25 protein-coding genes are annotated in these 25,941 nt (G+C 70.8%); 10 read left to right on the top strand and 15 right to left on the bottom strand.

Annotation, left to right across the window (positions count from 1 at the left end):
* Nucleotides 1–129: 129 nt before the first annotated feature.
* Nucleotides 130–1,902: a glucan ABC transporter ATP-binding protein/ permease gene (locus tag ACLBXP_RS03910; RefSeq protein WP_447666264.1), complete on the top strand. Its 1,773-nt coding sequence runs from the start codon at nt 130–132 to the stop codon at nt 1,900–1,902.
* Nucleotides 1,903–2,044: 142 nt separating this feature from the next.
* Here the strand turns inward: ACLBXP_RS03910 and ACLBXP_RS03905 are convergent, their stop codons facing one another.
* From ACLBXP_RS03905 to ACLBXP_RS03875, 7 genes are all read right to left on the bottom strand, one after another.
* Nucleotides 2,045–2,926, bottom strand: coding sequence for a YihY/virulence factor BrkB family protein (locus ACLBXP_RS03905; protein WP_447666263.1), 882 nt, complete (start codon nt 2,924–2,926; stop codon nt 2,045–2,047).
* 9 nt (nt 2,927–2,935) lie between these two features.
* Nucleotides 2,936–4,249, bottom strand: a complete 1,314-nt coding sequence (locus ACLBXP_RS03900) for a replication-associated recombination protein A (RefSeq protein WP_447666262.1) — start codon at nt 4,247–4,249, stop codon at nt 2,936–2,938.
* A 71-nt stretch (nt 4,250–4,320) separates the two neighbouring features.
* The gene (locus ACLBXP_RS03895) at nt 4,321–4,767 is read right to left on the bottom strand and encodes an MEKHLA domain-containing protein (RefSeq protein ID WP_447666261.1); all 447 of its coding nucleotides are present in this window, start codon (nt 4,765–4,767) and stop codon (nt 4,321–4,323) included.
* Nucleotides 4,768–4,982: 215 nt separating this feature from the next.
* Entirely contained in the window at nt 4,983–6,425 is a 1,443-nt protein-coding gene (locus ACLBXP_RS03890) for a Do family serine endopeptidase (RefSeq protein WP_447666260.1), read from the bottom strand.
* A 140-nt stretch (nt 6,426–6,565) separates the two neighbouring features.
* The gene (locus ACLBXP_RS03885) at nt 6,566–7,309 is read right to left on the bottom strand and encodes a hypothetical protein (RefSeq protein WP_447666259.1); all 744 of its coding nucleotides are present in this window, start codon (nt 7,307–7,309) and stop codon (nt 6,566–6,568) included.
* 92 nt (nt 7,310–7,401) lie between these two features.
* On the bottom strand, nt 7,402–7,755 hold the full coding sequence (locus tag ACLBXP_RS03880; RefSeq protein WP_447666258.1) for a phasin: 354 nt from the start codon (nt 7,753–7,755) through the stop codon (nt 7,402–7,404).
* A 288-nt stretch (nt 7,756–8,043) separates the two neighbouring features.
* Nucleotides 8,044–9,333, bottom strand: a complete 1,290-nt coding sequence (locus ACLBXP_RS03875) for a glycosyltransferase family 4 protein (protein ID WP_447666257.1) — start codon at nt 9,331–9,333, stop codon at nt 8,044–8,046.
* Between the two features lie 109 nt (nt 9,334–9,442).
* Between ACLBXP_RS03875 and ACLBXP_RS03870 the strand changes: the two genes are divergently transcribed.
* Together ACLBXP_RS03870 and ACLBXP_RS03865 are read left to right on the top strand one after the other, a co-directional pair.
* Nucleotides 9,443–10,711: a glycosyltransferase family 4 protein gene (locus ACLBXP_RS03870; protein ID WP_447666256.1), complete on the top strand. Its 1,269-nt coding sequence runs from the start codon at nt 9,443–9,445 to the stop codon at nt 10,709–10,711.
* A 94-nt stretch (nt 10,712–10,805) separates the two neighbouring features.
* The gene (locus ACLBXP_RS03865) at nt 10,806–10,991 is read left to right on the top strand and encodes a hypothetical protein (RefSeq protein ID WP_447666255.1); all 186 of its coding nucleotides are present in this window, start codon (nt 10,806–10,808) and stop codon (nt 10,989–10,991) included.
* A 57-nt stretch (nt 10,992–11,048) separates the two neighbouring features.
* Here the strand turns inward: ACLBXP_RS03865 and ACLBXP_RS03860 are convergent, their stop codons facing one another.
* Nucleotides 11,049–12,731 carry an acyl-CoA dehydrogenase family protein gene (locus ACLBXP_RS03860; RefSeq protein ID WP_447666254.1) on the bottom strand — a complete coding sequence of 561 codons (1,683 nt, stop codon included), beginning with the start codon at nt 12,729–12,731 and terminating at the stop codon, nt 11,049–11,051.
* A 380-nt stretch (nt 12,732–13,111) separates the two neighbouring features.
* Nucleotides 13,112–14,023 (bottom strand): DMT family transporter, encoded by a 912-nt coding sequence (locus tag ACLBXP_RS03855; protein ID WP_447666253.1) that lies wholly within the window; start codon nt 14,021–14,023, stop codon nt 13,112–13,114.
* A 152-nt stretch (nt 14,024–14,175) separates the two neighbouring features.
* Between ACLBXP_RS03855 and ACLBXP_RS03850 the strand changes: the two genes are divergently transcribed.
* The 4 genes from ACLBXP_RS03850 to ACLBXP_RS03835 all read left to right on the top strand — a co-directional run bounded on the left by ACLBXP_RS03850 (nt 14,176) and on the right by ACLBXP_RS03835 (nt 18,075).
* The gene (locus ACLBXP_RS03850; RefSeq protein WP_447666708.1) at nt 14,176–15,423 is read left to right on the top strand and encodes an Hsp70 family protein; all 1,248 of its coding nucleotides are present in this window, start codon (nt 14,176–14,178) and stop codon (nt 15,421–15,423) included.
* A 62-nt stretch (nt 15,424–15,485) separates the two neighbouring features.
* Nucleotides 15,486–16,838, top strand: coding sequence for an RluA family pseudouridine synthase (locus tag ACLBXP_RS03845; RefSeq protein WP_447666252.1), 1,353 nt, complete (start codon nt 15,486–15,488; stop codon nt 16,836–16,838).
* Between the two features lie 114 nt (nt 16,839–16,952).
* A complete protein-coding gene (locus ACLBXP_RS03840; RefSeq protein WP_447666251.1) occupies nt 16,953–17,363 on the top strand; it encodes a hypothetical protein in 411 nt (136 codons plus the stop codon).
* A 22-nt stretch (nt 17,364–17,385) separates the two neighbouring features.
* On the top strand, nt 17,386–18,075 hold the full coding sequence (locus tag ACLBXP_RS03835) for an HAD-IA family hydrolase (RefSeq protein WP_447666250.1): 690 nt from the start codon (nt 17,386–17,388) through the stop codon (nt 18,073–18,075).
* Nucleotides 18,076–18,229: 154 nt separating this feature from the next.
* Here the strand turns inward: ACLBXP_RS03835 and ACLBXP_RS03830 are convergent, their stop codons facing one another.
* Nucleotides 18,230–18,706 (bottom strand): VOC family protein, encoded by a 477-nt coding sequence (locus tag ACLBXP_RS03830; RefSeq protein WP_447666249.1) that lies wholly within the window; start codon nt 18,704–18,706, stop codon nt 18,230–18,232.
* Between the two features lie 96 nt (nt 18,707–18,802).
* On the opposite strand from ACLBXP_RS03830, the gene ACLBXP_RS03825 reads away from it, so the two are divergent.
* The 3 genes from ACLBXP_RS03825 (at nt 18,803) to ACLBXP_RS03815 (ending at nt 21,882) form a co-directional block, all read left to right on the top strand.
* Nucleotides 18,803–19,603, top strand: a complete 801-nt coding sequence (locus tag ACLBXP_RS03825) for an ATP12 family chaperone protein (RefSeq protein WP_447666248.1) — start codon at nt 18,803–18,805, stop codon at nt 19,601–19,603.
* A gap of 60 nt (nt 19,604–19,663) precedes the next feature.
* Entirely contained in the window at nt 19,664–20,215 is a 552-nt protein-coding gene (locus ACLBXP_RS03820) for a chlorite dismutase family protein (RefSeq protein WP_447666247.1), read from the top strand.
* Nucleotides 20,216–20,349: 134 nt separating this feature from the next.
* The gene (locus tag ACLBXP_RS03815; protein WP_447666246.1) at nt 20,350–21,882 is read left to right on the top strand and encodes an acyl-CoA carboxylase subunit beta; all 1,533 of its coding nucleotides are present in this window, start codon (nt 20,350–20,352) and stop codon (nt 21,880–21,882) included.
* A 100-nt stretch (nt 21,883–21,982) separates the two neighbouring features.
* On the opposite strand, the gene ACLBXP_RS03810 is transcribed toward ACLBXP_RS03815, so the two are convergent.
* The 5 genes from ACLBXP_RS03810 to ACLBXP_RS03790 form a co-directional block, all read right to left on the bottom strand.
* On the bottom strand, nt 21,983–22,471 hold the full coding sequence (locus tag ACLBXP_RS03810; protein ID WP_447666245.1) for a hypothetical protein: 489 nt from the start codon (nt 22,469–22,471) through the stop codon (nt 21,983–21,985).
* Nucleotides 22,438–22,887 carry an ABC transporter ATPase gene (locus ACLBXP_RS03805; protein WP_447666244.1) on the bottom strand — a complete coding sequence of 150 codons (450 nt, stop codon included), beginning with the start codon at nt 22,885–22,887 and terminating at the stop codon, nt 22,438–22,440. Before ACLBXP_RS03805 ends, ACLBXP_RS03810 begins: the two co-directional genes overlap by 34 nt.
* Before the next feature lie 78 nt (nt 22,888–22,965).
* A complete protein-coding gene (locus tag ACLBXP_RS03800) occupies nt 22,966–23,898 on the bottom strand; it encodes a metallophosphoesterase (protein ID WP_447666243.1) in 933 nt (310 codons plus the stop codon).
* A gap of 148 nt (nt 23,899–24,046) precedes the next feature.
* The gene (locus tag ACLBXP_RS03795) at nt 24,047–24,265 is read right to left on the bottom strand and encodes a hypothetical protein (RefSeq protein ID WP_447666242.1); all 219 of its coding nucleotides are present in this window, start codon (nt 24,263–24,265) and stop codon (nt 24,047–24,049) included.
* A gap of 237 nt (nt 24,266–24,502) precedes the next feature.
* Nucleotides 24,503–25,897 (bottom strand): aminotransferase, encoded by a 1,395-nt coding sequence (locus tag ACLBXP_RS03790; protein WP_447666241.1) that lies wholly within the window; start codon nt 25,895–25,897, stop codon nt 24,503–24,505.
* Nucleotides 25,898–25,941 lie beyond the last annotated feature (44 nt).

Raw genomic sequence — 25,941 nt, 5'->3', positions numbered from 1 at the left:
GGACCGTATAAGGGCGACGTACCAAAGGCTTGGGGCGCGACTCCGGCGGATGGGGCATCCGGGATTCGTCCCGGGTGGGCGAAGGCACCGGGAGACACGGGCCGCGCCGGGTCGGTAACGGAGTTCGGGATGTCGCTCATTCGCCTCTACGCCCGCGTCATGGCCCTCCTCGGCCCCGACAAGCGGCTCGCGGTCGGCCTGGCCGGCGCGAACGTCGCGCTCGCGGTCGCGGCTTTCGCCGAGCCGCTGCTGATGGGTCGCATCATCGACCAGCTCACCCATCTCGGCCGCGGCGAGCGGGCGCTCGCCACCATGCTGCCGCTGATCGGCGCCTGGGTCGCCTTCGGCTTCTTCACGATCGCGGCGGGCGTCGCCATCGCGCTCCACGCCGACCGGCTCGCCCATCGCAACCGGCTCGCCACCATGGCGAACTTCTTCGAGCACGTCCTCGACCTGCCGATCGCGTTCCACTCGGCCAACCACTCGGGCCGCGTGCTCAAGGCGATGCTGGAGGGTACCAACGGCATGGCCTGGCTGTGGCTCGGCTTCTTCCGCGATCACTTCGCGGCGCTGGTCTCGCTCGGCGTGCTCCTGCCCCTGACCCTGTTCGTGAACTGGCAGCTCGGCTCGATCCTCGTGGTGCTGGTGCTGGTCTTCACCACGCTCACCACCTTCGTGATGCGTCGCACCGAGGCGCTTCAGGGCGCCGTCGAGCACTACCACTCGGGGCTCGCCGCCCACGCCTCGGACGCGCTCGGCAATGTCGCGGTGATCCAGTCCTTCACCCGCGCGAAAGCCGAGAAGGACGCGATGCACGGCATCATCCGCGACCTCCTGCGGGCGCAGATCCCGGTCCTTTCGTGGTGGGCGCTCGCCGCGGTCGCCACCAAGGCGTCCGCGACGATCACCATGACGGCGATCTTCGTCACCGGCATCGCCCTCTACCAGGCCGGCCAGACGAGCGTCGGCGAGGTCGTCGCCTTCATGAGCCTCGCGACCATGCTGGTGGCCCGCCTCGACCACGTCGTCAGCTTCGTCAACGGCCTGTTCCAGCAGGCTCCGAAGATGGCCGAGTTCTTCGCGGTGCTCGACACGGTGCCGGCCGTGCGCGACCGGCCGAACGCCAAGGCCGTGGAGCGCTTCGCTGGCGAGGTCAGCTTCGAGGAGGTCGGCTTCTCTTACGACGGCCGCCGCCCGGCCCTCGACGGGGTGAGCTTCACGGCGAAGGCCGGCGAGACCATCGCGCTCGTGGGCACCACTGGGTCGGGCAAGTCCACGACGCTGGGGCTCCTGCACCGTACCTTCGATCCCGGCACCGGCGCGATCCGCATCGATGGAACGGACGTGCGCGATCTCGCCCTGTCGTCGCTGCGCCACAACATCGGCGTGGTGTTCCAGGAGCCGATGCTGTTCGCCCGCTCGATCCGCGAGAACCTCCAGGTCGGGCGGCCCGATGCGACGGATGCCGAGATGCTCGACGCCCTCGCCCGCGCGCAGGCCAGCGAGTTCATGGCCCGCCAGCCGGACGGGCTCGACACGGTGATCGGCGAGCGCGGCCGCTCGCTTTCGGGGGGTGAGCGCCAGCGCCTGTCCATCGCCCGCGCGCTCCTCAAGAACCCGCCGGTGCTGATCCTCGACGAGGCGACGAGCGCCCTCGATGCCGCCACCGAGCGGAAGCTGCAGGGCGCGCTCGAAGCGGTGATGGAAGGGCGTACCACCTTCGTGATCGCCCACCGGCTCGCCACCATCCGCGATGCCGACCGGATCCTCGTGTTCCACGAGGGCCGGATCGTCGAGGCCGGCACGTTCGACGAACTGGTGGCCGAGGGCGGCCGCTTCGCCGAACTCGCCCGGGCGCAATTCATGGCGGCCGAAGCGGAGCCCCTGGCGATGGCCGCCTGACGCGCAGGGCTTGCAACAAAACGGCCCGCCTCCATCGGAGGCAGGCCGGGCGAGGTGGAAACATCGCATGGAGCTTAAGAGAAAGCAGCCGGCACAGGATTGGGTTCCGGGGCCGTTCCGGAAAAGCGCCGGCTCGTCTACGTCATAGGACTGCCGCCCGCTCCCGGCGCGCCTGCATCCGGGCCTGAAGCCGCCGGCGGCGGGCCGCGATCACCGTACCGTTGACCTCGCCGCCGAACAGAAACATCGCCGCGAGCCAGTACAGGAACACGAGGAACACCATGGCGGTCGCGAGGCCCCCGTAGGTGGACGCGTAGGCGTTCGAGAAGCGGTCGAGATAATAGCCGAAGCCGAGACCGGCGAAGAACCAAAGCAGCAGCGTCGCGGCGACCCCCGGCAACACCGACAGGATGGAGCGCCGGCCGGCCGCGACGAACTTGTGCGCGATGATCAGGACGCTGGCGAGCAGGAACGCCGTGATGCCGATCCGCCCGATTGCCACCGTGAGACTCAACGGTTCGAGGCCGGGCGCGACGTTGAGGATGTTGCGCCAGATCAGGGGCCCCAGCACGACGAGGAGCGCGAAGGCCAGCATCGCGAAGGCGCCGCAGACGACGTAACCGATCGATTCGAGACGCGTCAGCCACCAGGGCCGAACCTCGCGCAAGCCATAGGCCCGGTTGAGCCCCACACGCAGGCTCTCGACCCCGGACGACGAGAAGTAGAGCGCCAGCACCGCGCCGAGCGTCAGCACGCCGCCGCGCTGCTCCGTGAGCACCCGGTGCATCTCGCCGACGATGGGCTTGGCCACTTCCCGCGGCCACGCATCGAAGATCAGTACGCCCGCCTCGTCGGCCAGCGACTTGGTCCCGAACAGGCCTGCGAGCGCGGCGAGCAGGATCAGGAAAGGGAACAGCGAGGTCAGGATCGACAGGGCGATGTGGCTCGCGATCGCCCAGCCGTCATGGGCGACGAAGCGTTGCGCGGCGATGCCCGCGATCTCGAATCCCGTGCGCAGCCGCATGATGGCGCCCTAGGCCTCACCCCGGCGCTGCCGGCGCAGGCGCTCCCAATGCTCGAGGCGGTCGGCGTATCGACTCTCCAGGCCCCGATCCGTGGGTTCGTAGAGGCGCTGGCGGCCGAGCTTCTCCGGCCAGTAATCCTGGCCCGAGAAGGCGTCCGGCTCGTCGTGGTCGTAGCGGTACCCATCGCCGTAGCCCATGCGCCGCATCAGCTTCGTGGGGGCGTTGAGGATGGTGCGGGGCGGGGGCAGGGAGCCGTTCTCCTTGGCGATCCGGGACGCGGCCTTGTAGGCGACGTAGGCCGCGTTCGATTTCGGCGCGCAGGCGAGGTAGATCGTGGCCTGGGCAAGCGCCAGCTCTCCCTCGGGGCTGCCGAGGAAATCGAACGCATCCTTGGCGGCATTGGCCACGACGAGGGCCTGGGGATCGGCCAGCCCGATATCCTCCACGGCCATGCGCACGAGGCGCCGGGCGATGAACAAGCGATCCTCACCGCCATCGAGCATCCGGCAGAGATAGTAGAGCGCGGCGTCGGGGTCGGAGCCCCGCACGGTCTTATGCAGCGCGCTGATCAGGTTGTAATGGCCCTCCTGCGCCTTGTCGTAGATCGGGGCGCGCCGCTGGATGATGGCCTGAAGCGTCTCGGCCCCGATGGTCTCCCCCGGCGCGGCCGAGCGCCAGACCTCCTCGGCGAGGGTGAGCGCGGCGCGGCCGTCCCCATCCGCCATGCGCACGAGGACGCCGCGCGCCTCCTCCTCCAGGGGGAGTGGGTTTCCGGTCAGGTCCTCGGCCCGCGCCAGCAGCTTGGCGACGGCTACCTCGTCGAGCGCGCGGAAGAGCAGCACGCGGGCGCGGGACAGGAGCGCGGCATTCAATTCGAAGGACGGGTTCTCGGTCGTCGCCCCGATCAGGGTGACCGTGCCGTCCTCCATCACGGGCAGGAAGGCGTCGAGCTGGGCCCGGTTGAAGCGGTGGATCTCGTCCACGAAGAGCAGCGTGCCCTGGCCCGTCGCCCGGCGTTGGCGGGCCGCCTCGAATACCTTCCGGAGGTCCGGCACCCCCGAGAAGATCGCCGAGATCTGCTCGAAGTGGAGGTCGGTCTCGTTCGCGAGCAGCCGCGCGACCGTGGTCTTTCCGGTGCCGGGCGGCCCCCAGAAGATCAGAGAGCCGAAGGACCTCGAGCGCAGCAGCCGGGTCAGCGCTCCCTCCGGGCCAGTCAGGTGCTCCTGGCCGACGACCTCCGCGAGCGTCCGCGGCCGCAGGTGGTCAGCGAGGGGACGCGGCGTTGACTCGGCGAGGCCGCCGGCGGCGAAGAGGTCGGACATCGCCGCATGAACACCGGCTCGGTGGGAGACCGCAAGTCCGCTGCTGACCTGTCCCGGCGGTTGCGGATCGGTCAGGCGTCGTCCCACCGGGAAAAGGTTGCGGCCTGCCCGGCCATCGACCCGTCGGGCCGCACGAGGCACCACACGACCCCATCCGAGATCCGGAACCGCCGACCCGATTTCGTGACGCGGATGCCGCTGTAGCCGGTGGCAAACCCGTCCCGCCGCACGGCGTCGAGGAGGGCCTGCCGGGCCGCACGATCGGGTGCTTCGGCCGAGAGGCGGGACGGCAGCCCCACGATCTCGCCCCATGCATAGCCGAAGCAAGCCTGAGCCGTACGGTTTGCATAGACGAAGCGCGGGTCGGCGCCTCCATCATGGGCGAGGACCGCAAAGGGCGCGCTCTCGTAGAGCCATGCTGCACCGCAGCCCGCGGGCGTGAGCGGCCGGCCGACGAGGCGCGCATGGCTTGCCGCCAGAAGCTCGAAGAAGGTGGGATCGAGGGCGAGCCCGGTCATAGGAGGACTTTCCGTGGCGGAACCGCAGGAACTCGTGGAAACTCAGCGCGCCGGGGCCTGTGCTCTCCGCTGACCTTCGAGTCTTTCGATCCCCGGCCGGGGGCGGGCTGCCTCCCTGATGACCGCTGCACCCGAGGCTTGCCGGACTCCAGAGCTCGGAGCCGGGTTACGATGCCCCCAAGGCGGCCCGACCCGCGCTGCGGCCGATCGCTCGCCTAGCCCCCGAAGACCGACGTCAGCACCTCGCCGCCACGGTTGATCGAGACTTCCCACACGTTCAGCGTGTTGCGCGTCACGCGCTCGAGGTCCTTCGTCGAGGCGATCGTCATGCCGTTGATCGCGACGATGAGGTCGCCCTTCTGCAGCCCGGCCCGCGCCGCGATGGAATTGTCGTCCACCGCCTGCACGGCGACGCCCTCCGTCGGGAAATCGACCTGCATCTCTTCGGCCACGGCCGGAGACGTGTTGATCAGCGTCGCCCCGAGGAAGGGAGACCTGGTCTTGACCTTGAGAACGTCGCGCGGCCGCGTCTCGGGAGGCGGGCCGAGCTTCACCGCGACGGTGGAGCGGCCGGTGCCGCGCAGCACCGTGAATTTGGTCTGACCGGTGATGCCCTTCAGGGCGAAGCGGTATCCGAAGGCCTCGGGATCGTCGACCGTCTGCCCGTCGACGGCGAGGACAAGGTCGCCGCGCTTCAGCCCGGCCTCGTCTGCCGGGCTCTTGGGCTGGAGGCTCGCCACAAGCACGCCGGTCGGGTGATCGAGGCCCATGCTCTCGGCGATGTCTGGCGTCACGCTCTGCACCCGAGCACCGAGCCAGGGCCGGCGCACCGAGCTGGCGCCGCCCTTCGCAGATTCCACCACGGCCTTGACCATGCTGGCGGGGATCGCGAAGCCGATGCCGTGGCTGCCGCCCGATTGCGAGTAGATCGCGGTGTTGATTCCAACGAGCTTGCCCTGGAGGTCGACCAGGGCACCGCCGGAATTGCCCGGATTGATCGCTGCGTCCGTCTGGATGAAAAACTGGTAGTCCGACGAACCGACCTGCGTGCGGGCGAGCGCCGAAACGATCCCCTGCGTGACGGTCTGACCGACGCCGAAGGGATTTCCGATCGCCATCACGAAATCGCCGACCTCCAGCGCCTCCGAGTCGCCGAACGGCATGGCAATGAGGCCGCCGGTGGGGCTCTTGATCTTGACGACGGCAAGGTCGGTGCGCGGGTCGCGCAGCACGATGGTGGCCTCGAACTCGCGCCGGTCTGCCAGCGCGACGCGGACCTCGTTCATGTTGTCGATCACGTGATTGTTCGTGATGACGAGCCCGCTCTCGTCGACGATGACGCCCGAGCCCAGTGACTTCTGCGCCCGCTCGCCTGGCATGCCGCCGGGCCCGCGGCCGCGGCCGTCCTCGCCGAAGAAGCGTCGCATGAACTCGTCCATGGCGCTGGTGCGCGCACTCGAGCGCTTGTCGACGTGGGATGCGTAGACGTTGACGACCGAGGGCGCCGCGCGCTTTACCACGGGCGCGAAGGACAGCTGAACCTCGGCCTTGGACAGGGGAACCGCCTTGTCGGCACCGCGAACCTCCGCGCTCGCCGGAGCGGCGAGGAGGGTCGCGGCCATCAGACAGGCAGCGCGCAGGAACGGCGAACGCAGCATGCAGAACTCCCGGGCGACGGTGTGGACCGCGTTGCGGGACACCGTTGGGTCCGAGCTGCCGCGCGATCGATCCGGGCTCTCTATCGCGACCGATTGCGGCGCGCGAGAGTCATCTCCGGAGCCGCGCGTTCCGAGATGTTTTAGAAGCGGCGCATCTCGACGATGCGGCTTGCCCGTCGGGCAACGTCGACCCAGCAGGTCAGCGACGCGTCGGCCGCCCGCTGGATTTCGCCGACCTGGAGCCGGATCATGTCGGCGGGCGACTTCGCGGACGCGAGCGCCTGCAGGTGCGTGAGGGCGGCAGCACTCTCGCTGCGCATGAAGGCCAGCAGCGTGGCGTTGATGCCGCCCACGTCGAGAGCTTCCGGAGAGAGAGGCAGGCGGAGCCGCGGCCGATCCGCGGACCGCGGAACGACTGTCGCCGCGATGGGGGCCGGTACGTCCAGGCCCTGTCCGGGCGCCTCGGCAGCGAGAACCGGCTCGGGGATCGACGTTTCGGAAGTGGCGCCCGCCGCCGCGAGGGGCGCGTCATGAAGCTCGGGCTCGGCCACGGCCGGAGCAGACGTATCGTCGTCCTGCCGGGACGCGAGGACCTGCTCGGAGATGTCCTGCACGTCGCCCTCGGACGCTGCGATCGCCTCGGGCGCCGGCGCCTCGGCAGCTTGCCCCTGCAACGGGCCCGGTGAAACCGATTCGAGGAGCGTCTCGTGCAGCGTCTCATGCCCCGACTCCGGAGCGGTGATGCCGATCTCCATCTCATCGGCGGCCAAGACTGAAGCGTGCGGCTCGGTCGAAGCGGTGGCGTGCGGTGCGACCGTCCCGTTCTGCTGGAACGGACCCTTGCGGGCGGGGCGGGATCCCCTCGGCGTACGCTGCTTCACCATCGCTCGCTCCTCAGTTCATTCGTTGGGACGCCCACCCTCGCGGGCGGGCGATCGCGGGCCGGCCACCAGGGGACCGTGCCCGCGCGGCTCCCTCAGCGCGCGGCGCTCTGCGCGAGGCTGCCGAACTCCTTCGCCTGCGATTGCAGGACGGCGAACTGGCTGCGCACGAAATCCGCCTGGAGCTCGTAGGCTTCCTTCAGATCCTTGGTGCGGACCAGCTTCTGCGCGAAGTCGAAGGTCGCGTTGGCGTTGGTCTGGGCATGATCGAAGCCCTTGAAGACCGCGGCCTGAAAGGTCGACTGGAAGGTCTGGCTCGAGGTCTGGACCTGCTCGGCGGCCTTTAGGGCGTTGCCCATCAGCGTGCCGACGGCGGTGCGGGCCTGATCGACGGTCTTCTCGGCGAAATCGCGCATCTCGGTCGGGATCTCGAAGGACTGGGTCGTCATGTCGTCTCCTCACTCTCAGCCCGGCAACGGCCGAATCGATCGCTACCGGCGACCGGATTTATGTTGCATTGCAACAAGAGTGTCAAGACAGATCCTGCCGACAGCGAGGCGGCCTTGCAGGCCGTCAACGCTGATCAGCGCAAGTCAAGCGACTCCGACTAGCCTACATCGCCGCTGTCGGCCTCGTCAAATCAGCCTAGCCTCGCACGACGCCACCGAACGGACTTGTGAGCAGTGACATCTAGAGGCATCGAGTCGCCGCGAGTGCTCAGGCCATCAGAGATTGTATTATGTATGGGGTGCCGGCACGTCGATCGGGTTGGCGCCGGCCGCCCCTTCGAGCGGCGGCTCCAAGTTGTCGCTGCAGTGCACACGTCGAGTCGCGAGATTTGCGTAAAGCGATTTGAGCCCTAGCGCGTGGGCTTCCAGGCTCATCGGCACAGCCCAGTAGCGATCGTACGCCGCTCGGCCCATCGCGGCAACGCGCGCGTCGTCTGCGAGCTGGCGAAAGCTCCCCGCGAAGGCAGCCAGGTCCGGCGCGGCGACCAAGCCCGTGACCCCGTCCACCACCTTTTCGGCAGCACCCGAGCGAGCGGAGGCGATGACCGGAACGCCGGCAGCCAGCGCTTCGTAGACCGTGAGCGGCCCGGTCTCGTGCCAGCGTGAGGGTGCCGCGAGGGCCCTGGCCCGAGCGCGCAGGATCGCGGCTACGGCCTCCGGGCTGCGCCAGCCGAGGAGCGTCACACCGGATCGCGCGCGCAGCTCCGCCTCGAGCGGACCGGTGCCGATGAAGAGGGCAGGGAGACCGGCCGCCTGCGCAGCATCGGCCACGAGGTCCGCTCCCTTTTCCCGGGTGAGCCGACCCACGTAGACCACGGCATCGCCCTGCGCCGGGTTGGCAGGGGTGGCCTTGGTGACACGCACGGGATTGTCGAGGCGGTGGTGCGTCAGCGCGTAGCCACCGAGGAGGTCGCCCATCCGCGCCTGGCTGGCGTCGCAGACGTGGACGACATCGAGGCTGTGCCGCGCGAGAGCTGCCCGGAGCGCCGCGGTTCGGCCCAACCGCACCAGCTTGTGCAGCCCACTCCTGGCATCGCAAGGCGTGGCGATGCAGGCCGCCGACATCGGGCGCATTTCGCACGGCTCGGCGCGATCGAAGCGGTAATAGACGCCGTTCGGGCAGGCCATGAAGTAATCGTGCAGCGTCACGACGACCGGGGCGTCGGTGGCAGCCAGCACCGGAAAGACACTCGGTGAGAGGCTGCGAGTCCATTGATGGAGGTGGATGACGTCGATCGATGGTAACCCGCTGAGGACGCCCCGGAGCCGCCGCGCTGCGATGGCGTGCCAGATTCCGGCGGCCGCCGCGCGATGGGCGGGCAAGTTCCAGACGTCCGCGAGCCCGAGCTCGTGCCGGCGGATGCGCGGGTGATCAAGGAGCGGATCGGCCGGTCCCGCCACACCCTGCACGTAGGTGACGTCGAGCCCGAGCTCGGCGAGCCCCCTCGCGGATTCGAGGGCAACCTTCTCGGCACCGCCGCTCGCCACCGCGAACTCGGCCAGGATCACGACGTGCATGGCGCCCCCGGTGCGGTCCTCAGCACCGCGCGTTCAAGGCTGACAGGTTTACCGGCAATCAACTGCCGCCCGGTAAATGTCGGCGACGTCCGCAACGGGGAAGCCTGCCGTGCACGTCGTCCTCGTCGCCGACCATGCCCACGTCAACGGCGGTCAGGCCAAGGTCGCCCTGGATTCCGCGATCGGTCTCGCCGGCCGGGGGTATCGCGTCACCCTGTTCGCCGCGGTAGGCCCCGTCGACCCTCGTCTCGTGGCAGCGGGCATCCGCGTGGTGTGCCTGGGGCAGGACGACGTCACGACCACCCGCAGCAAGCTCGCCTTCGCGGTGCAGGCGATCTGGAACGGTGCGGCCGCGCGGGCGCTGGCGCGCGAGCTGCGCCTCTGCGATCGGCGGGACACCCTGGTGCACGTCCACGCCTTCGCGAAGTCGCTCTCACCCAGCATCGGCGTTGCGATCCGCCGATCAGGCCTTCCGTGCCTCTACACGATGCACGAGTTCTTCCTCGCCTGTCCGAACGGCGGCTTCTACGATTACCCGGCCGCGCAGATCTGCCATCGGCGGCCGATGTCGGCCGCCTGCCTCTCCACGAACTGCGATGCCCAGTCCTATCCGCGCAAGCTGGCACGGGTGGTGCGCCACCTCGGCCTCGAGCACGCCGCACGGCTTCCCGAATTGTTCCGCGACGTCATCACGATCAGCGACCTGCAGGAGCGGGCCGTCGCCCCGCACCTGCCGCGCGGCACACGCTTCCACCGTGTCGACAACCCGATCTCCATCGTCGAGGCGCCCCCCCGGGCTCGGCCACCCGGCGATTTCCTGTTCGTCGGACGGATCTCCACCGAGAAGGGCGCACCGATCTTCGCCGAGGCCGCCCGGCGGGCGGGGGTACGTCCGGTCTTCGTCGGAGACGGCGAGCGGGCACTCGAGCTGAGGGCGCGATACCCGGAGGCGGTCCTGCTCGGGTGGCGCGATCCCGCGGGCGTGCAGGCGATGATGCGGGATGCCCGCGCCTTGGTGTTCCCGAGCGTCTGGTACGAGGGGCAGCCGCTCACCGTCTACGAGGCGCTGGCCTGCGGGACTCCCGTCGTCGTCAGCGATGCCTGTGCGGGCCGCGAGGCGGTGGAGGACGGCGAGACCGGCTTCTGGTTCCGCTCGGGCGACCCGGATGCGCTGGCGGCCCATCTGCGCGCGCTCGCCGACGACGGCCTTGCCGACCGGATGGGTCGCGCGGCCCATGCCCGCTACTGGGCCGCGCCGCTCAGCCTCGACACGCATCTCGACCGGCTCGGTAGCCTCTACGACACCGTGCTGCGCGAGGCGGCGGCGAACCGGTCGGCGGTGCGGGCGTTGCGGGCGCGTGGGGTCGCGCCCGCCTGAGCACGGCTCGGCCCGAGATGAAACGGAGGCGCGGCCCTCGCGTTGAGGTGCATCGGCGCCGCGCGACGGCGCCCACGTTTCTCAGGAGCAACGGATGTCAGATCCGCAGACGAAACCGTCCGATAACGCGGACAAACCCGGCTTCGAGCAGGGCAGCGCGAAGCCCGGCGACCGGGACCATCCCGAGAACAGCCAGGGCAAAATGAAGGAGCGGCTGGACGAGGCGTTGGAGGAGACCTTTCCATCCAGCGACCCTGTCTCCGTGAAGATCACGAAGTAGGACACTTGGGAGAGGGCCGGAGCCTGAACGCTCCGGCCCTCTTCCTTCTGACCGGCGTCAGGCGGCTTCGAGCAGGCGCCGCGCGATGACCTGAGCCTGGATTTCGGCGGCCCCCTCGAAGATCGAGAGAATGCGGGCGTCGCACAGGATGCGGCTCACGGTGTACTCCAACGCGAAGCCGTTTCCGCCGTGGATCTGGAGGGCGTTGTCGGCGCTGGCCCAGGCGACGCGGGCACCCAGGAGCTTCGCCATGCCGGCCTCGAGATCGCAGCGTTTGCCCTCGTCCTTCTCGCGGGCCGAGAAGTAGGTGAGCTGCCGGGCGATGTTGATCTCCACCGCCATCATGGCGAGCTTGTCGGCGACGCGCGGGAAGTTGATCAGCGCCTTGCCGAACTGGACTCGCTCTTCCGCGTAGCGGAGGCCGACGTCCAGGGCCGACTGAGCGACGCCGACGGCGCGCGCCGCCGTCTGGATGCGGGCCGATTCGAAGGTCTGCATCAGCTGAGCGAAGCCCTTGCCCTCGACCTCACCCAGCAGGTTCGCGGCCGGGACTTCGAACCCCTCGAAAGCCAGCTCGTACTCCTTCATGCCACGGTAGCCGAGCACCTCGATCTCACCGCCGGACAGGCCGTTCACCGGGAAGGGATCCTCGTCGCTGCCACGCGGCTTCTCGGCGATCAGCATCGAGAGGCCGCGGTGACCCTTCTCCTCGGGCTTCGTCCGCACCAGCACCGTCATGATGTCGGCGCGCACGGGATGGGTGATCCAGGTCTTGTTGCCGGAGATCTTCCAGACGTCACCCTCCTTCACCGCTTTGGTGCGGAGCGAGGCGAGGTCTGAACCGGTGTTCGGCTCGGTGAAGACGGCGGTGGGCAGGATCTCGCCCGAAGCGAGTTTGGGCAGGAAGCGCTGCTTCTGCTCCTCGGTGCCGCCGCAGAGGATCAGCTCGGCCGCGATCTCGGAGCGGGTCCCCAGAGAGCCGACGCCGATATAGGCGCGGGACAGCTCCTCCGAGACCACGCACATCGAGATCTTCGGCAAGCCCATGCCGCCGTATTCCTCGGGGATCGTCAGCCCGAAGACGCCAAATTCGGCCATCTTCTCCACGATCTCCATGGGGATGTAGGCGTTCTCACGGTGCCACTCATGGGCCTGCTCGACGACCTCAGCCTTGCCGAACCGGCGCATCTCGGAGCGGATCGCCTCCATGTCCTCGTCGAGCCCGGAATCGCCGACCGTTGCAGCACCACCGCCATCGCGGATCCGCGCCACGAGGGCCGCCCGGTTCTCCGGGGTATTGCCGTCGGCGATCAGGGCCTCGACGGCCGGGGTGCGGAACTGCGCCAGTTCCTTGGCAGACAGGCCGAGCGAGCCCGTGGGCCGGACCATCTCGCCCTGGCTCATCGGGATGCCGCCGAACATCTGGTCGAGGTATTCTCCGGCACCGATTTTCACCAGCAACGTCTCGGTCTCGCCGAGCCGACCCGCCGCCCTGAGGTTCGTCGCGTAAGTCCCCAGCTCGCGCAACGCTTCCGCGTAGACTGCGAGCCAAGCGAGGCCGTGGGTGGCGTGCTGCTCGGCCTCGAGCTTCCCGGAGTCGATCTTGCCCTCGGGGGACAGGACGCGGGTGCGGACCCGGCGTGTAGCCTCCGCGACGAGCTTCTTGGCGGTCTCGCCGGCTTCCTGGGTCAGGGCGATGAAGTCGTGCGGCTCAGGCTGTAGGGCGGGGGAGGCTGACATGCGGCTCTCTCTGTCATGACGTTTCCGTTGCGCTCATTATAGGTCGGATCGCCCGGATAGGAGAGGTTTGTTGCCGCGGTGCTGCACTTTCCCAAGTGCATTCAAAATTAAGCCGCGTTGTCGGATTGCGGGAGCGGCATTCGAGGCCGGCGATGGGGCGAATTCGACGTCGGGCGCCGTGAGCTTTTCCGGATGGTATGCCGAGCGGCAGCGGTAATTGTCCGCCATCAACCTTTCGCAGCGTGAAGCCTGGCACCGGCCGCAAAGCGCAAAGGGCCGTCTTCCCGCCGTTCGCCAATGGCCGGTCCCATTTCGCGGATGCCAAGCTACGCCTCACATCAGCAACGAACGGATCAGCCCCGTTCGAAAGCCCACACCTGCTAGCCACGGTTGGCGACCGCCACCCCTGCCGCGGCAACGAGCATGCCGGCGATCTGTATGGGTATGAGCGCTTCCCCGAAGAGTAGGTAGGCCAGGGCGGCGGCAACGGGCGGCACCAGGAAGAACAGGGAGGCGACGCCCGCCACTGCGCCCCGCCGGATGAGCACCAGAAGCAGAAGGATTCCGGCTACGGAATTCACCAGGATCGACCACGCCATTCCGATCCAAAGCTGCGGGGAGGGGACGACGTGGCCGTCTTCCAGGAGCAGCGCGATTGGGATTGCCAGGAGGGCGGCCGCCGCGAACTGCACCGTGGCGTTGGTGAGCAGGTCCGCCTCACCCGCCGTACGCTTCTGCCAGAGGGTCCCGAGCGTCATGGCCAGCATCGCTACGACGCACATGCCGAGCGCTGCAGGTGGAATTGCCGAGGCACCGGCCGCACCGACCTTCGGAGCGAGAACGAGGGCGGCTCCGAGAAAGCCGAGCGCGATCCCGAGCCACCGCCGGCGGCTGACGATCTCCCCGAGGAGCGGTCGCGCCAGCATCGCTGTGACGAGGGGCTGAAGGCTGCCGATCAGGGCTGCGATGCCCGCCGGAAGCCCACGATGCACCGCCCAGAACACGCCGAGCACGTATACGCCCTGCATCAGCACGCCGCCGACCATGGCGTCGCGGTAGCTCCGCACGGTTCTCGGCCAGCGGGCACCCAGCAGCACGGCGATGGCCGCGAGCACCAGCGCGACTCCCGTGACCCGCAGCGCCACGAAGGTGAGCGGATCCGCGTAGGGGGCGACGTAGCGCGCCGCGAGGAAACCCGTCGCCCAGATCAGCACGAAGACGGGCGGACTCAGCCCCGTGATGAGGCCGCGGGTCGAGGCCGCTGGCAGGAATCTCTTGGGAGGGGTGGACATGGCGGCGTGCAGGCAGCACGTCGCGGCGCCCCTGGCAACGGTCCTGCGCGCAACCCGTCCGCGCGCAAGACGCGTGTGCGATGGACCCGCGGCGCGTGACGCTGTACGGCAGCCGCCCTTCCGTACCGATCCCCCAGCAACGCGAGCACCCGATGGCGGCCTGCGGCCTCGATTTCGGCACGTCGAACACCACGCTCGGTCACCTCGTCGATGGGCGACCGCGGCTGCTGCCGCTGGAGGATGCGCATCTGACGATACCGAGCGCGATCTTTTTCGCGCCGGGATCCGAACCCGCGATCGGTCGCGCGGCCATGGCGGCCTACGTGGACGGCTCGCCCGGACGGCTGATGCGGAGCTTGAAATCCGTGCTCGGGTCCGGCCTGATCGAGGAGACCACGCAGGTGGGCCGGGAGCGGCTGCGCTTCCGCGACGTGATCGCCCGCTACCTGACGGCCGTGAAGGCGCAAGCCGAGGCGAAGGCGGGGCGCGCCTTCGAGGCCGTCGTCCACGGGCGCCCGGTTCACTTTGTCGACGGCGACCCGGCCGGCGATCACCGGGCCGAGGCGACGCTTCACGAGATCGCGCGCGGGATCGGATTCCGCCATGTCGCCTTCCAGTACGAGCCGATCGCGGCCGCCCTCGACTATGAGCAGCGTGTGACGGCCGAGGAAATCGCGCTGATCGCGGATATCGGCGGCGGCACGTCGGATTTCTCGATCGTGCGCCTCTCGCCGGAGCGCCACGTGCGCGTGGATCGGGCGGCCGACATCCTGGCCAATGACGGCGTGCGGATCGGCGGTACGGATTTCGACCGCACGCTGAGCCTCGGCCTGGTCATGCCTCTGCTGGGCTTAGGCAGCCCGATGAAGCGCGGCGATCTCGGCGTCCCGAACGCCTACTTCCATGACCTCGCTACGTGGTCGAGCATAAACCGCCTCTACAACGCCAGGACGCTGCGCGAGATCGAGGAGACGCGCCGTGACGCCGCGCGACCCGACCTGATCGCCCGACTGCACAACGTGGTGGCGGAGGAGCGCGGCCACGGCCTTGCCATGGCGGTCGAGGGTGCGAAGATCGATGCGTCGGACAGCGATGCCGGGCGGCTGGACCTCGGTTTCATCGAGGACGGCCTCGCGATCGCGGTCGACCGCCGCAAGCTCGCTGCGGAGACCGCAACCCTGGCCGATCGGGTGGCCGCCCGCATCGCCGTCTGCCTGCGGCAAGCGGGCCTGCGGGCCGAGTCCATCGACGCGCTGTTCCTCACCGGAGGATCCACCGGTCTCCCACACCTGCGGGCGGCACTGACAGGCAGCCTGCCGCGGGCCCGGGTGGTGGCCGGTGACGTCTTCGGGTCGGTCGGAGTCGGCTTGACCATCGAGGCAGGGCGTCGTTTCGACTGAGACGGGTCAGATCGGCGTCGGCGCGAATTGTCGCCGTGCGGCCCGAATGTTAGCAGCACCCCATGGCAGGCAAGACTTCACACCGTAGCGGCCGTGGCGGCGGACCGACCGGCGGGCGCGGCCGCGGTCCCGGCAAGGGGGCGTTCGGCCCCGGCCGGCGACCCGAGCGCGCGGGCACCGGACCGCGGACATCGGCGCTCGACGCGGCCCAGCGCGCCGCCCGGATGCGCGGGGACGAGCCCGTCGAGCGCGCGCCCTGGGATGAATCGCCCGCGGCACGGCCGTCGGGCAAAGCCCCGGGCAAGCCTCTCGACAGCCGCGGGTCGAGGCCCCGCACCGCCGCCGTGCGTACAGAGCCCCCTGCGCCCGAGGGACCGACCCGCCGGCAGCAGCGGGCAGCGGCGTCGGCCACGCTGGCGAGCGGTGTCCAGACCCTGACCGTCGAGGCCGACGAAGGCGGCATGCGTATTGATCGCTTCCTCACTGCGCGGTTTCCGCAATTGCCGTTCACGCGCGTCCAGAGTATCGTTCGGAAAGGGGAACTGCGCGTCGACGGCAAGCGCGCCAAGCCCAATGACCGGCTCGAGCCCGGCATGAGCGTCCGGGTGCCCCCCCTGAAGCTCGACGCCGCCGCCGAGCGACCCCGCAGCCCGGTCCGCGACCGGGGCGATGCGGAGTTTCTCCGGTCCCTCATCCTCTATGAGGATGCGGATATGATGGTTTTGAACAAGCCGTTCGGGTTGGCTGTCCAGGGGGGGACGGGCACCGTCCGGCACGTGGACGAGCTGCTGGACGCGTTGGCCGGGCCCGATGGACAGAGGCCCCGCCTCGTCCACCGGCTGGACAAGGACACCGCCGGCTGCCTCATCGTCGCGAAGACGCGGCTCGCCGCCGCCACCCTCGCCAAGAGCTTCCGCTCCCGCGCCGCGCGCAAGATCTATTGGGCGCTGACGGCGGGGGTGCCGCGGGTGCGCCAGGGGCGGGTCTCCACCTACCTCGCCAAGGAGGAGCCGACGGACGCGGACGCCCGCATGCGCGTCGCCAAGCACGGCGACGAGGGGGCCTCCCACGCGCTCACCTACTACGCGATGGTCGATCAGGTGGCCCAGAAGCTGTCCTGGCTCTCCTTCAAGCCGGTGACGGGCCGCACGCACCAGCTGCGCGCGCACGCCGCCCATATCGGCCACCCCATCGTCGGCGACCCGAAGTACTTCGACGTGGAGAACTGGGTGCTGCCCGGCGGCATCCAGAACCGCCTCCACCTCCTCGCCCGCCGAATCGTGATCCCGCATCCCCGCACCGGCGCGCCCGTGGACGTCTCGGCGCCCCTGCCGCCCCACATGGCGCAGAGCTGGAATCTCCTCGGCTTCGACGCGGCCCGCTACGACCCGATCGTCGACGCGCCGGAGGCCTGAGGCGCCGCGACCGCTTTCAAATCGGCCGCCAAGGCTTATTCTCCGGGGGGACGGGGGCCGGTCGGTCGATGCCCGTCGCCTCCCGACCTCGAAACTTCCGGTGAGACGCGCCCCATGAAGCTTGCGATGCTGGCCTGCCTCGCCGGGTTGAGCGCCCTCGGATGGGCGGGGGGGCATGCGCCCGCCCAGGCGGCGCAGCCGACCCCGCAGGCCCAGACCCAGCCGGCGACCCAGCCCTCCGCCCAGCCCGCGGGGCAGCCCGCGGCCCGGCCGCCCGCGCAGCCCTCCGCCCGGCCCGGCGCCGCGGCGGCCGCGCCGGGCGTGCGCGGGAGCGACCGCCGGCGGCGCTCCTACGCGGCCTGCAACCGCGCCTCGCACACGCGGGCGCTGCGTGGCGGGGCGCGGCGGCGCTTCCTGATTCGCTGCCGCCTCGGCTACGAGCGGCCCCGCACCCCCGCCCCCCAGCAGGCGGCGCCGCAGCCGCCCGCCGCCGCGCCGGCGGCTCCGGCGGGGCGCCGGCCGTGAGGCGGCCGCCCCGCGCCCGGCCGTGAAGCTCGTCGTCTTCGACGTCGACGGCACCCTGGTCGACAGCCAGCACCTCATCGTGGCGGCCCAGGGCATCGCCTTCGCGGAGCACGGCCTCGTCGCGCCCGGGCGCACCGAGGCGCTCTCGGTGGTGGGCCTCTCGCTGCCGCAGGCGTTCCGGCGCCTGGTGGGGGAGAGCGGCCCCATCGCGGAGCTGTCGGAGAGCTACAAGCGCGCCTTCAACGCCCTGCGGCAGGACCCGAGCTACGAGGAGCCGCTGTTTCCCGGCATGGGCGAGCTGCTGGCCCGGCTGCACGCCCGCCCGGATGTCAGCCTCGGCATCGCCACGGGCAAATCCCGCCGCGGCGTCAACCACTTGGTCGAGGCGCACGGGTGGGATGGCTGGTTCGCCACGATCCAGACGGCCGACGACGCGCCCTCGAAGCCGGACCCCGAGATGCTGCTCCGGGCCATGGCCCAGACGGGGGTGCCGGCCGAGCGCACGGTGATGATCGGCGACACCAGCTACGACATGGCGATGGCGGTGAGCGCGGGCGCCGCGGCGGTGGGCGTCGCCTGGGGCTACCACCCGCCCGGCGCCCTGTTCGGGGCGGGCGCCGTCACGGTTGTCGAGAGCGCGACGCAGCTCGCCGACCTGTTCACCGGCGGCCGGCCCGACGGCGCGGCGGGGCTGCTCGCCGACGAGGATTGAGCCTCGGGCTCCGTCGGACACGCGGGCTGTCCGGTGTGGACATGTGCGTCGGACAGTGTGCGCGTCTCCGACGTACACCCGTCCGACGCGCGTCCGGCGGATGTCCGGGGCTTCGGCTCCGGCGTTCCGGCCGGGCAACGGCTCCGAAATCGCCTTAGGCCGGCGGAAACATCGCCGCGGCGGCGGCCTGCAACTCGGAGTTGCTCATCGGCGGGCGCAGCGGGGTCGCGATCGACCAGCGATGGCCGAACGGATCCTCGATCACCCCGTAGCGGTCGCCCCAGAACATGTCCTGGACCGGCATCGTCACCCGGGCGCCGGCCGCGACCGCCTGCGCGACCACCGCATCGGCATCCCGCACGAAGAGGTGCAGGGTGACGGGGGATCCCCCGAGGGCCTTCGGCGAGCGGATGTTGTAGGCCGGGTTCTCGTCGACGAGGAGCACCGAGGCGCCGTTGATCACCACCGCCGCGTACCAGAGCTTCCCGTCCGGCCCGGCGAGGCGGTTGAGCTCGACGGCATCGAACGCCGCCTCGTAGAAGGCGATGGCCTCGGCCGCACCCGCGCAGACGAGGTGAGGCGAGAGGTGACGCATCCCCTCGGCGAGGGGCATGTCGGGGCGGTCCACCATGGCGGCTCTCCTCCGGTTATGGCGGCGCGCCGAATCGCTGCGCCGGGCGCCGCGACACTCCTCGCATGCCGGCGGGGCCTGCACTATCTCCGACCCATGAGCGATGACGTCACCCAGGACTGGCTCGGCGAGCCGTCGGATACCCCGCGCCCCGATCCGCTGCGGGCCGCCCGCGGGCACGGCAAGCCGGCGCTGCCGAAGCGGTTCTACGCGGCGGCGGGCTTCGCGCCGGAGGCGGAGGGCTTCCGGCTGACCCTCGACGGGCGCTCCGCCAACACGCCGGCCCGCAACCCCCTGCGCCTGCCGACGACCGCCCTGGCGGAGGCGGTGGCGGCCGAGTGGGGCGCGCAAGGGGAGTCGATCGACCCCGGCACCATGCCGCTGACCCGGCTCGCGAACACCGCGATCGACGGCGTCGCCGCCCGCCGCGCGGCGGTGGTGGAGGACCTCGCGGCCTTCGCGGGCACCGACCTCCTGGCCTACCGGGCCGCCTCGCCGGAGCGCCTTGTGGCGGAGCAGGCCCGCGCCTGGGACCCCGTCCTGGCCTGGGCCCACGAGGCCCTCGGCGCCCGGCTGATCCTGAGCGAGGGGGTGATGCACGTCACCCAGCCCGAGGCGTCGGTGGCGGCCCTGCGCCGGGCGGTCGAGGCCGTCGAGGGCCCGTTCCGCCTCGCCGCCCTCCACACCCTCACGACGCTGACCGGGTCGCTGATCCTGGCGCTCGCCGTGCTGCACGGCCACCTCGGCACCGACGCGGCCTGGGCGGCCGCCCACGTGGACGAGACCTATCAGGCGGGGGTCTGGGGGCGGGACGCCGAGGCCGAGGCCCGGCTGGCTCTGCGCCGCGCCGAGTTCGATGCGGCGGCCCTGGTCGCACGGCTGACCGCGGGCGGGTAGGCCGGCACGGAACCTGCTGCCACGCCGTCCTCGGCGTGGTGGAAGCCGTGGGGGGCGGGCATGGTCGACATCATCCGGTTCGAGGGCGGCCCTCGTGGCGAATGGCGCGTCACCGGCATGCGCCGGGTCCGAGGCGAGGGGCTGCCCGCCGTCGCACGCGTCGCCGCGAGCGGGCCGGCATCCGCGCCGCCCGCGCCCGGCGCCACATGGGCGTTGCGCGGCCTCCTCAGCCACGTCCGCTACACCACGCGGGCCGAGGTCGAGAGCCTTCGGGCGGCTCAGGAGGGCCTGGGGCGGGCCGCCGCGCGCTGCGCCGCCCTGATCCCGATCCGCAAGTCGCAGGCCTGGTGGGACATGGCGCAGGACGAGCGCCGCGCGGTGTTCGAGGAGGTCTCCCGCCACACCAGCATCGGCCTCGCCTACCTGCCCGCCATCGCGCGCCGCCTCCACCACAGCCGCGACCTCGGCGAGCCCTTCGACTTTCTCACCTGGTTCGAGTTCGCGCCGGAGGACGCCGACGCCTTCGAGCGTCTCGTGGAGCGCCTGCGGGCGACCCGCGAGTGGGATTACGTGGACCGCGAGATCGACATCCGCCTCGAGCGCACCGGCTGAGCGGCCCGCTCCAGTTTCCGCCCGCATTGCGCCATGCTAGAGGCCGATCGTACCCGACACCGCCAAGCCTCGAACCGGGCCGGCCGCGTGTCGCCCGAACATCCGTCTTTTCCCGTGATCGAGGCGCCGGTTTCATGAAGGACATCCTGGAAAAGCTCGAGGAGCGGCGCGCGCAGGCCCGGCTCGGCGGCGGTGAGAACCGCGTCGCGGCCCAGCACAAGCGCGGCAAGCTGACGGCGCGCGAGCGCATCGAACTCCTCCTCGACCACGGGTCGTTCGAGGAGTTCGACATGTTCGTTCAGCATCGCTCCAGCGACTTCGGGATGGAGAACCAGAAGATCCCGGGCGACGGCGTGGTGACCGGCTGGGGCACCATCAACGGCCGCACCGTGTTCCTGTTCTCCAAGGACTTCACGGTGTTCGGCGGCTCGCTGTCGGAGGCGCACGCCCAGAAGATCGTCAAGGTCCAGGACATGGCGCTGAAGATGCGCGCCCCGATCATCGGCATCTTCGATGCCGGCGGCGCGCGCATCCAGGAGGGCGTGGCGGCGCTCGGCGGCTACGGCGAGGTGTTCCGCCGCAACGTCATGGCGTCGGGCGTGATCCCGCAGATCTCGGTGATCATGGGCCCCTGCGCGGGCGGCGACGTCTACTCGCCGGCCATGACCGACTTCATCTTCATGGTGCGCGACACGAGCTACATGTTCGTGACCGGCCCGGACGTGGTGAAGACCGTCACCAACGAGGTCGTCACCGCCGAGGAGCTCGGCGGCGCGAAGGTCCACACCTCGAAGTCCTCGATCGCCGACGGCTCGTTCGAGAACGACGTCGAGGCGATCCTCCAGATCCGGCGCCTGCTCGACTTCCTGCCCGCCAACAACATCGAGGGCGTGCCGGAGATCGAGAGCTTCGACGACGTCAACCGCATCGACCGCTCCCTCGACACGCTGATCCCCGACAACCCGAACAAGCCCTACGACATGGGCGAGCTGATCCGGCGCGTCGCCGACGAGGGCGACTTCTTCGAGATCCAGGCCGCCTACGCCCGCAACATCATCACGGGCTTCGGCCGCATCGAGGGCCGCACGGTCGGCTTCGTGGCCAACCAGCCCCTGGTGCTCGCGGGCGTGCTCGACTCGGACGCCTCGCGCAAGGCCGCCCGCTTCGTGCGCTTCTGCAACGCCTTCTCGATCCCGATCGTCACCTTCGTGGACGTGCCGGGCTTCCTGCCCGGCACCGCGCAGGAATACGGCGGCCTGATCAAGCACGGCGCCAAGCTCCTGTTCGCCTATTCGCAGGCGACCGTGCCCCTCGTCACCATCATCACCCGCAAGGCCTTCGGCGGCGCCTACGACGTGATGGCCTCCAAGCACGTCGGCGCCGACCTCAACTACGCCTGGCCCACCGCCCAGATCGCCGTGATGGGCGCCAAGGGCGCCGTCGAGATCATCTTCCGCGCCGAGATCGGCGACGCGGACAAGATCGCGGCCCGCACGAGCGAGTACGAGGACCGCTTCCTCTCGCCCTTCGTGGCGGCGGAGCGGGGCTACATCGACGAGGTGATCATGCCCCACTCGACGCGCAAGCGCATCGCGCGCGCCCTCGGGATGCTGCGCACCAAGGAGATGGAGCAGCCCTGGAAGAAGCACGACAACATCCCGCTGTGAGGCGCTGCGCGCTCCCCCGCCCGCATCGGGGACGGTCCGCCGGCGCCCGATGCCGGGCGAGGGATCCCGCGGCGCCGGCGGCGCGCCGCGGGTCCCGGGGTCAGCGCCGGGGTTCCGGCCGCGCCTCGCCCGGCTGCGGGGCGAAGACCGTGATGTTCGAGTTGATCTGGTAGGCCGGGCCGGGCTTCGTGTTGACGAAGCGCAGGCGGATCGGGCTCTCGCCCAGCGCCGCGCCGAAGCCGGGGGTGACGGGGATCGGGAAGCAGCGCGCCAGCGCGTCGGTCGCGGCGGCCTCGTAGCGGCGGCCGGGATCGTCGCGCCCGCGCATCTGGCGGGCCGTGACGAGGGGCTTGCCGCGGATCGCGCCGTCCTTGGTGAGCCCGAACCGGTAGGCGATCAGCGACCCCTCGGTGTCGGCGGGCACCGCCCAGCAGGCGGCAAGCGCGGTGCGCAGCGCCGCCCAGTTGTCGATCGGCGCGTCCCGGGCCGGGCGGCGCGGCTCCTCGGCCGCGGCGGCCGTCGCGGCCACCAGCGCGGCGGCGAGCAGCGGCGGGATCAGCTGCGATCGGCGCTCTCGATCACGGCGCATAGCGTCAGGTTTCCCTTCTCGGACCGGCCCACCGAGCAGGTGACGAGGAGCCCGCCGGCGGTGACGTTGCTGTGGCGCTGGCGGCCGGCCGCCGCCTGCGCGCGCTGCGCGGCCTCCGCGATGGTCCCGGCGGCGATACCCGTCACGGCCTCGCCGGCCTGCCCGAGGAGCGCGAAGTAGCGCTCCGGCGGCGCCTCCCCACGGAACTGCGCCCCCACCGAGGAGGGGCTGCCGCAGGAGAGCGTCAGGCCGGTGTCGGGCCCCGCCGTGAAGCTCGCGAAATCCGCGCTGCGGTTGCCGACCTCGACCGCGGTGGCGCGCGCCACCCGGTCGATCAGCTCGCCGCACGGGTCGGCCCGCGCGAGCGACGGCGCGAGGAGGCAGGCGGCCGCGAGGGCGGGGCGGAGCACGGACATGCCCGGGAAGGTAGCCCGCGGGCGCCGGAAGGCCAGGGGCCCGCCGGTGCGGGGGGCCTCAGGCCCGGTGCGGGGGCCTCAGGCCCGGTGGGTGGGAGCCGCCGCGACGGCGGCCTGCGTGCCGAGCTCCACCAGCACGATCTCGGGGGGCACCCCGAGGCGGACGGGGATCCGGCTGATGCCGAAGCCGCCCGAGACGATGAGGTGGCGCCCGTCCTCGACGATGTGGCCGTAGGCATAGTCCCGCCCGTGGATGGTGGGGATCACCGGCGACCAGCCCAGCAGGCGCACCTGCCCGCCGTGGGTGTGCCCGGCGAGCGTCAGGGCGACGCGTTCGGGCACCTCGGCGAAGATGTCGGGCTCGTGGACCATCAGGAGCACCGGCGCGTCGTCAATGACCGCCCCGAGGGTGGCGGGCAGATCGTCGCGGCTCTCGTCGCGGCGCAGGAAGGGCTGCTGGTCGCCGAGCCCGGCGACCCAGAACGGCAGCCCGTCCTTCACGAGGCGGACCGCGCCATTCTCCAGGACGGGGATGCCCCGGGCTTCGAGCGCCCGGCGCGCCTGGGGCACGCCGCGGCCGGTGATCTGCACCGCCTCGTCGTCCCACCAGTCGTGGTTGCCGAGGATCGCGTGGACGCCGAGGGGGGCGCGCAGCTGCGCCACGACCCGGGCGAAATCGTCGAGGGGCACCTTCCGCCACGTGACACGCCGCCCGGCCGGGTAGTCGCCGAGCATCAGCACGAGGTCGGGATTGAGGGCGTTCGTGGCCGCCACGATCTCCTCGACGCGGGCGAGCGGCATGAAGGGCTCGCCCACGTGGAAATCCGCCAGCACCGCGATGCGCAGGGCGAGGTGGGGGGTCCAGCGCGGCAGGACGGGCGCGTAACGCGTCACCACCAGCCGGTAGAGGGGCTCGACGCCGAACGCGTAGGCGCCCGTGGAGGTCGCGAGCGCCGCGGCCGCGCCCCCGAGCCCGGTCAGGAACTGCCGCCGGCTCGGCATGATCAGCATGGACCGTCCTCTCGTGCGCCCGCCGCGCGGGCGTCCCCTGGCAGGCCATCGTGACCGTTCGGGGGCGGGCGCGCCGCGCGGGCTCGCATCCTGGCGCCGAGTCCTTAGCCGCTCCTTACGACGACCCAGCGACGTCGCCGCATCGGCCTCAGAGGACGGGCTCGTCCTCGTGCACCAGCTCGAGGATGCCGCGGCGCTTCACCGCGCGGGCCTCGGCCACCGCCTTCTCGGCCGGCGCTCTCGCGATCACCGCCGCGCACAGGGCCGGCAGCGCCACCGGCCGGAAACTCGCGCGCGCCCGACCTACGTCCGCTCCCCGGCGCCCGTTCTGGAGCGCCACGGTCGAGGTCTCGCTGGAGGGGTACATGACGGGTGTCCTGTCTGCTCGTTTCGGAAATGGCCGCCGGGCGGCCGCTGCATCGTTTCCCTGGCGCCCGTTCGGGGCACCGGATGGGCCGTTTCGCGACGATCTTGCGCAAATTCCGCTCAGCCGCGGACCCATAGGGAGCCAATCAAGCTGAATGACGGATTAAGGAAAGCCGGCTGACGACCCTCTCCGCGCGGCGGATTACTGATCTGTCGCGGGAATGCAGTATCCAGTATTTCAGCGAGCGGACGGCAGCGGCTCCAGGCCCTCGGCGGCGATCCAGGCGGCGGTGCTGTCGAGGGCGCGGGTCAGGCGCTCGAACAGGGTGTCGATCTCGTCGGGCTGGATCACCAGCGGCGGGCAGACGGCGATGCGGTCGCCGGCGAGGAAGCGCACGATCAGCCCCTCGGCCTGGGCGTGGGCGACGCAGCGCGCGGCGACGCCCGCCTTCGGGTCGAACTGCCGCTTCGTCGCCTTGTCGGCCACGATCTCGAGGCCGCCGATCAGGCCGATCCCGCGGGCCTCGCCGACGAGGGGGTGCTCCGCCAGGGCGGCGAGCTTCGCCTGGAAATGGGGGGCCTTCCCGGCCACGCCCTCCACGATGCGGTCGCGGCGGTAGATCTCCAGGGTCTTCAGCGCCAACGCGCAGGCCACCGGATGGCCCGAGTAGGTGGTGCCGTGCCCGAAGGTGCCGAGCTTCGTGCTCTCGGCCACCATGGCGCGGTAGAGGGGCTCGTCGATCGAGACGCCGCCGAGCGGCAGGTAGCCGGAGGTGAGCGCCTTGGCGAAGGAGAGGGTGTCGGGCCGCATCCCCAGCGCCTCCGAGCCGAACCAGGTGCCGAGCCGCCCGAAGCCGCAGATCACCTCGTCGGCGATGAAGCGCACGTCGTAGCGGGCGAGCACCGCCTGGATCGCCGCGAAGTAGCCGGCCGGGGGCACGATGGCGCCGCCCGCGCCCATCACCGGCTCGGCCACGAAGGCCGCGACGGTCTCGGGGTCCTCCCGGAGGATCAGCGCCTCCAGTTCGTCCGCGAGGCGGGCCGAGAAGGCCTCCTCGCTCTCGCCGGCCTCCGCGAAGCGGTAGTGGTGCGGGCAGGCGGTGTGCAGGAAGCCCGGCAGCGGCAGGTCCCAGTCGGCGTGGTTGGCCGGCAGCCCCGTCATCGAGGCGGTGGCGACCGTGACGCCGTGGTAGCCGCGCTCGCGGGCGATGATCTTCTTCTTGCGGGGGCGGCCGAGCGCGTTGTTCAGGTACCAGGTGAGCTTCACCTGCGTGTCGTTCGCCTCCGAGCCCGAGGAGGTGAAGAACACCTTCGAGGTCGGGACCGGCATCAGCTCCTTCAGGGTCTCGGCGAGCTCGATCGCCGGGTCGTGGCTGCGCCCGGAGAACAGGTGCGAGAAGGGCAGCTTGCCGAGCTGCTCGCTCGCCGCCTCCACCAGTTCCTCGTTCGAGTAGCCGAGTGCCGTGCACCAGAGCCCCGCCATCCCCTCCAGGTAGGGCCGCCCGTCCGTGTCGTAGACCCAGACGCCGTGGCCCCGCTCCAGCACCAGCGGCCCGGTCTCGCGGTGGGTCGCGAGGTTCGTGTAGGGGTGGATCAGGGTTTCGACGTCGCGCGCGGCGAGATTCGAGAGCATGGCGGGATCCGGGGCGTTTCGGCTTTCGCCACACTACCGGCCCG

Source organism: Methylobacterium sp. A54F (assembly GCF_053346035.1).
Note: the sequence above shows the minus strand (reverse complement) of the source record. Positions and strands in the feature narration are given on the sequence as shown.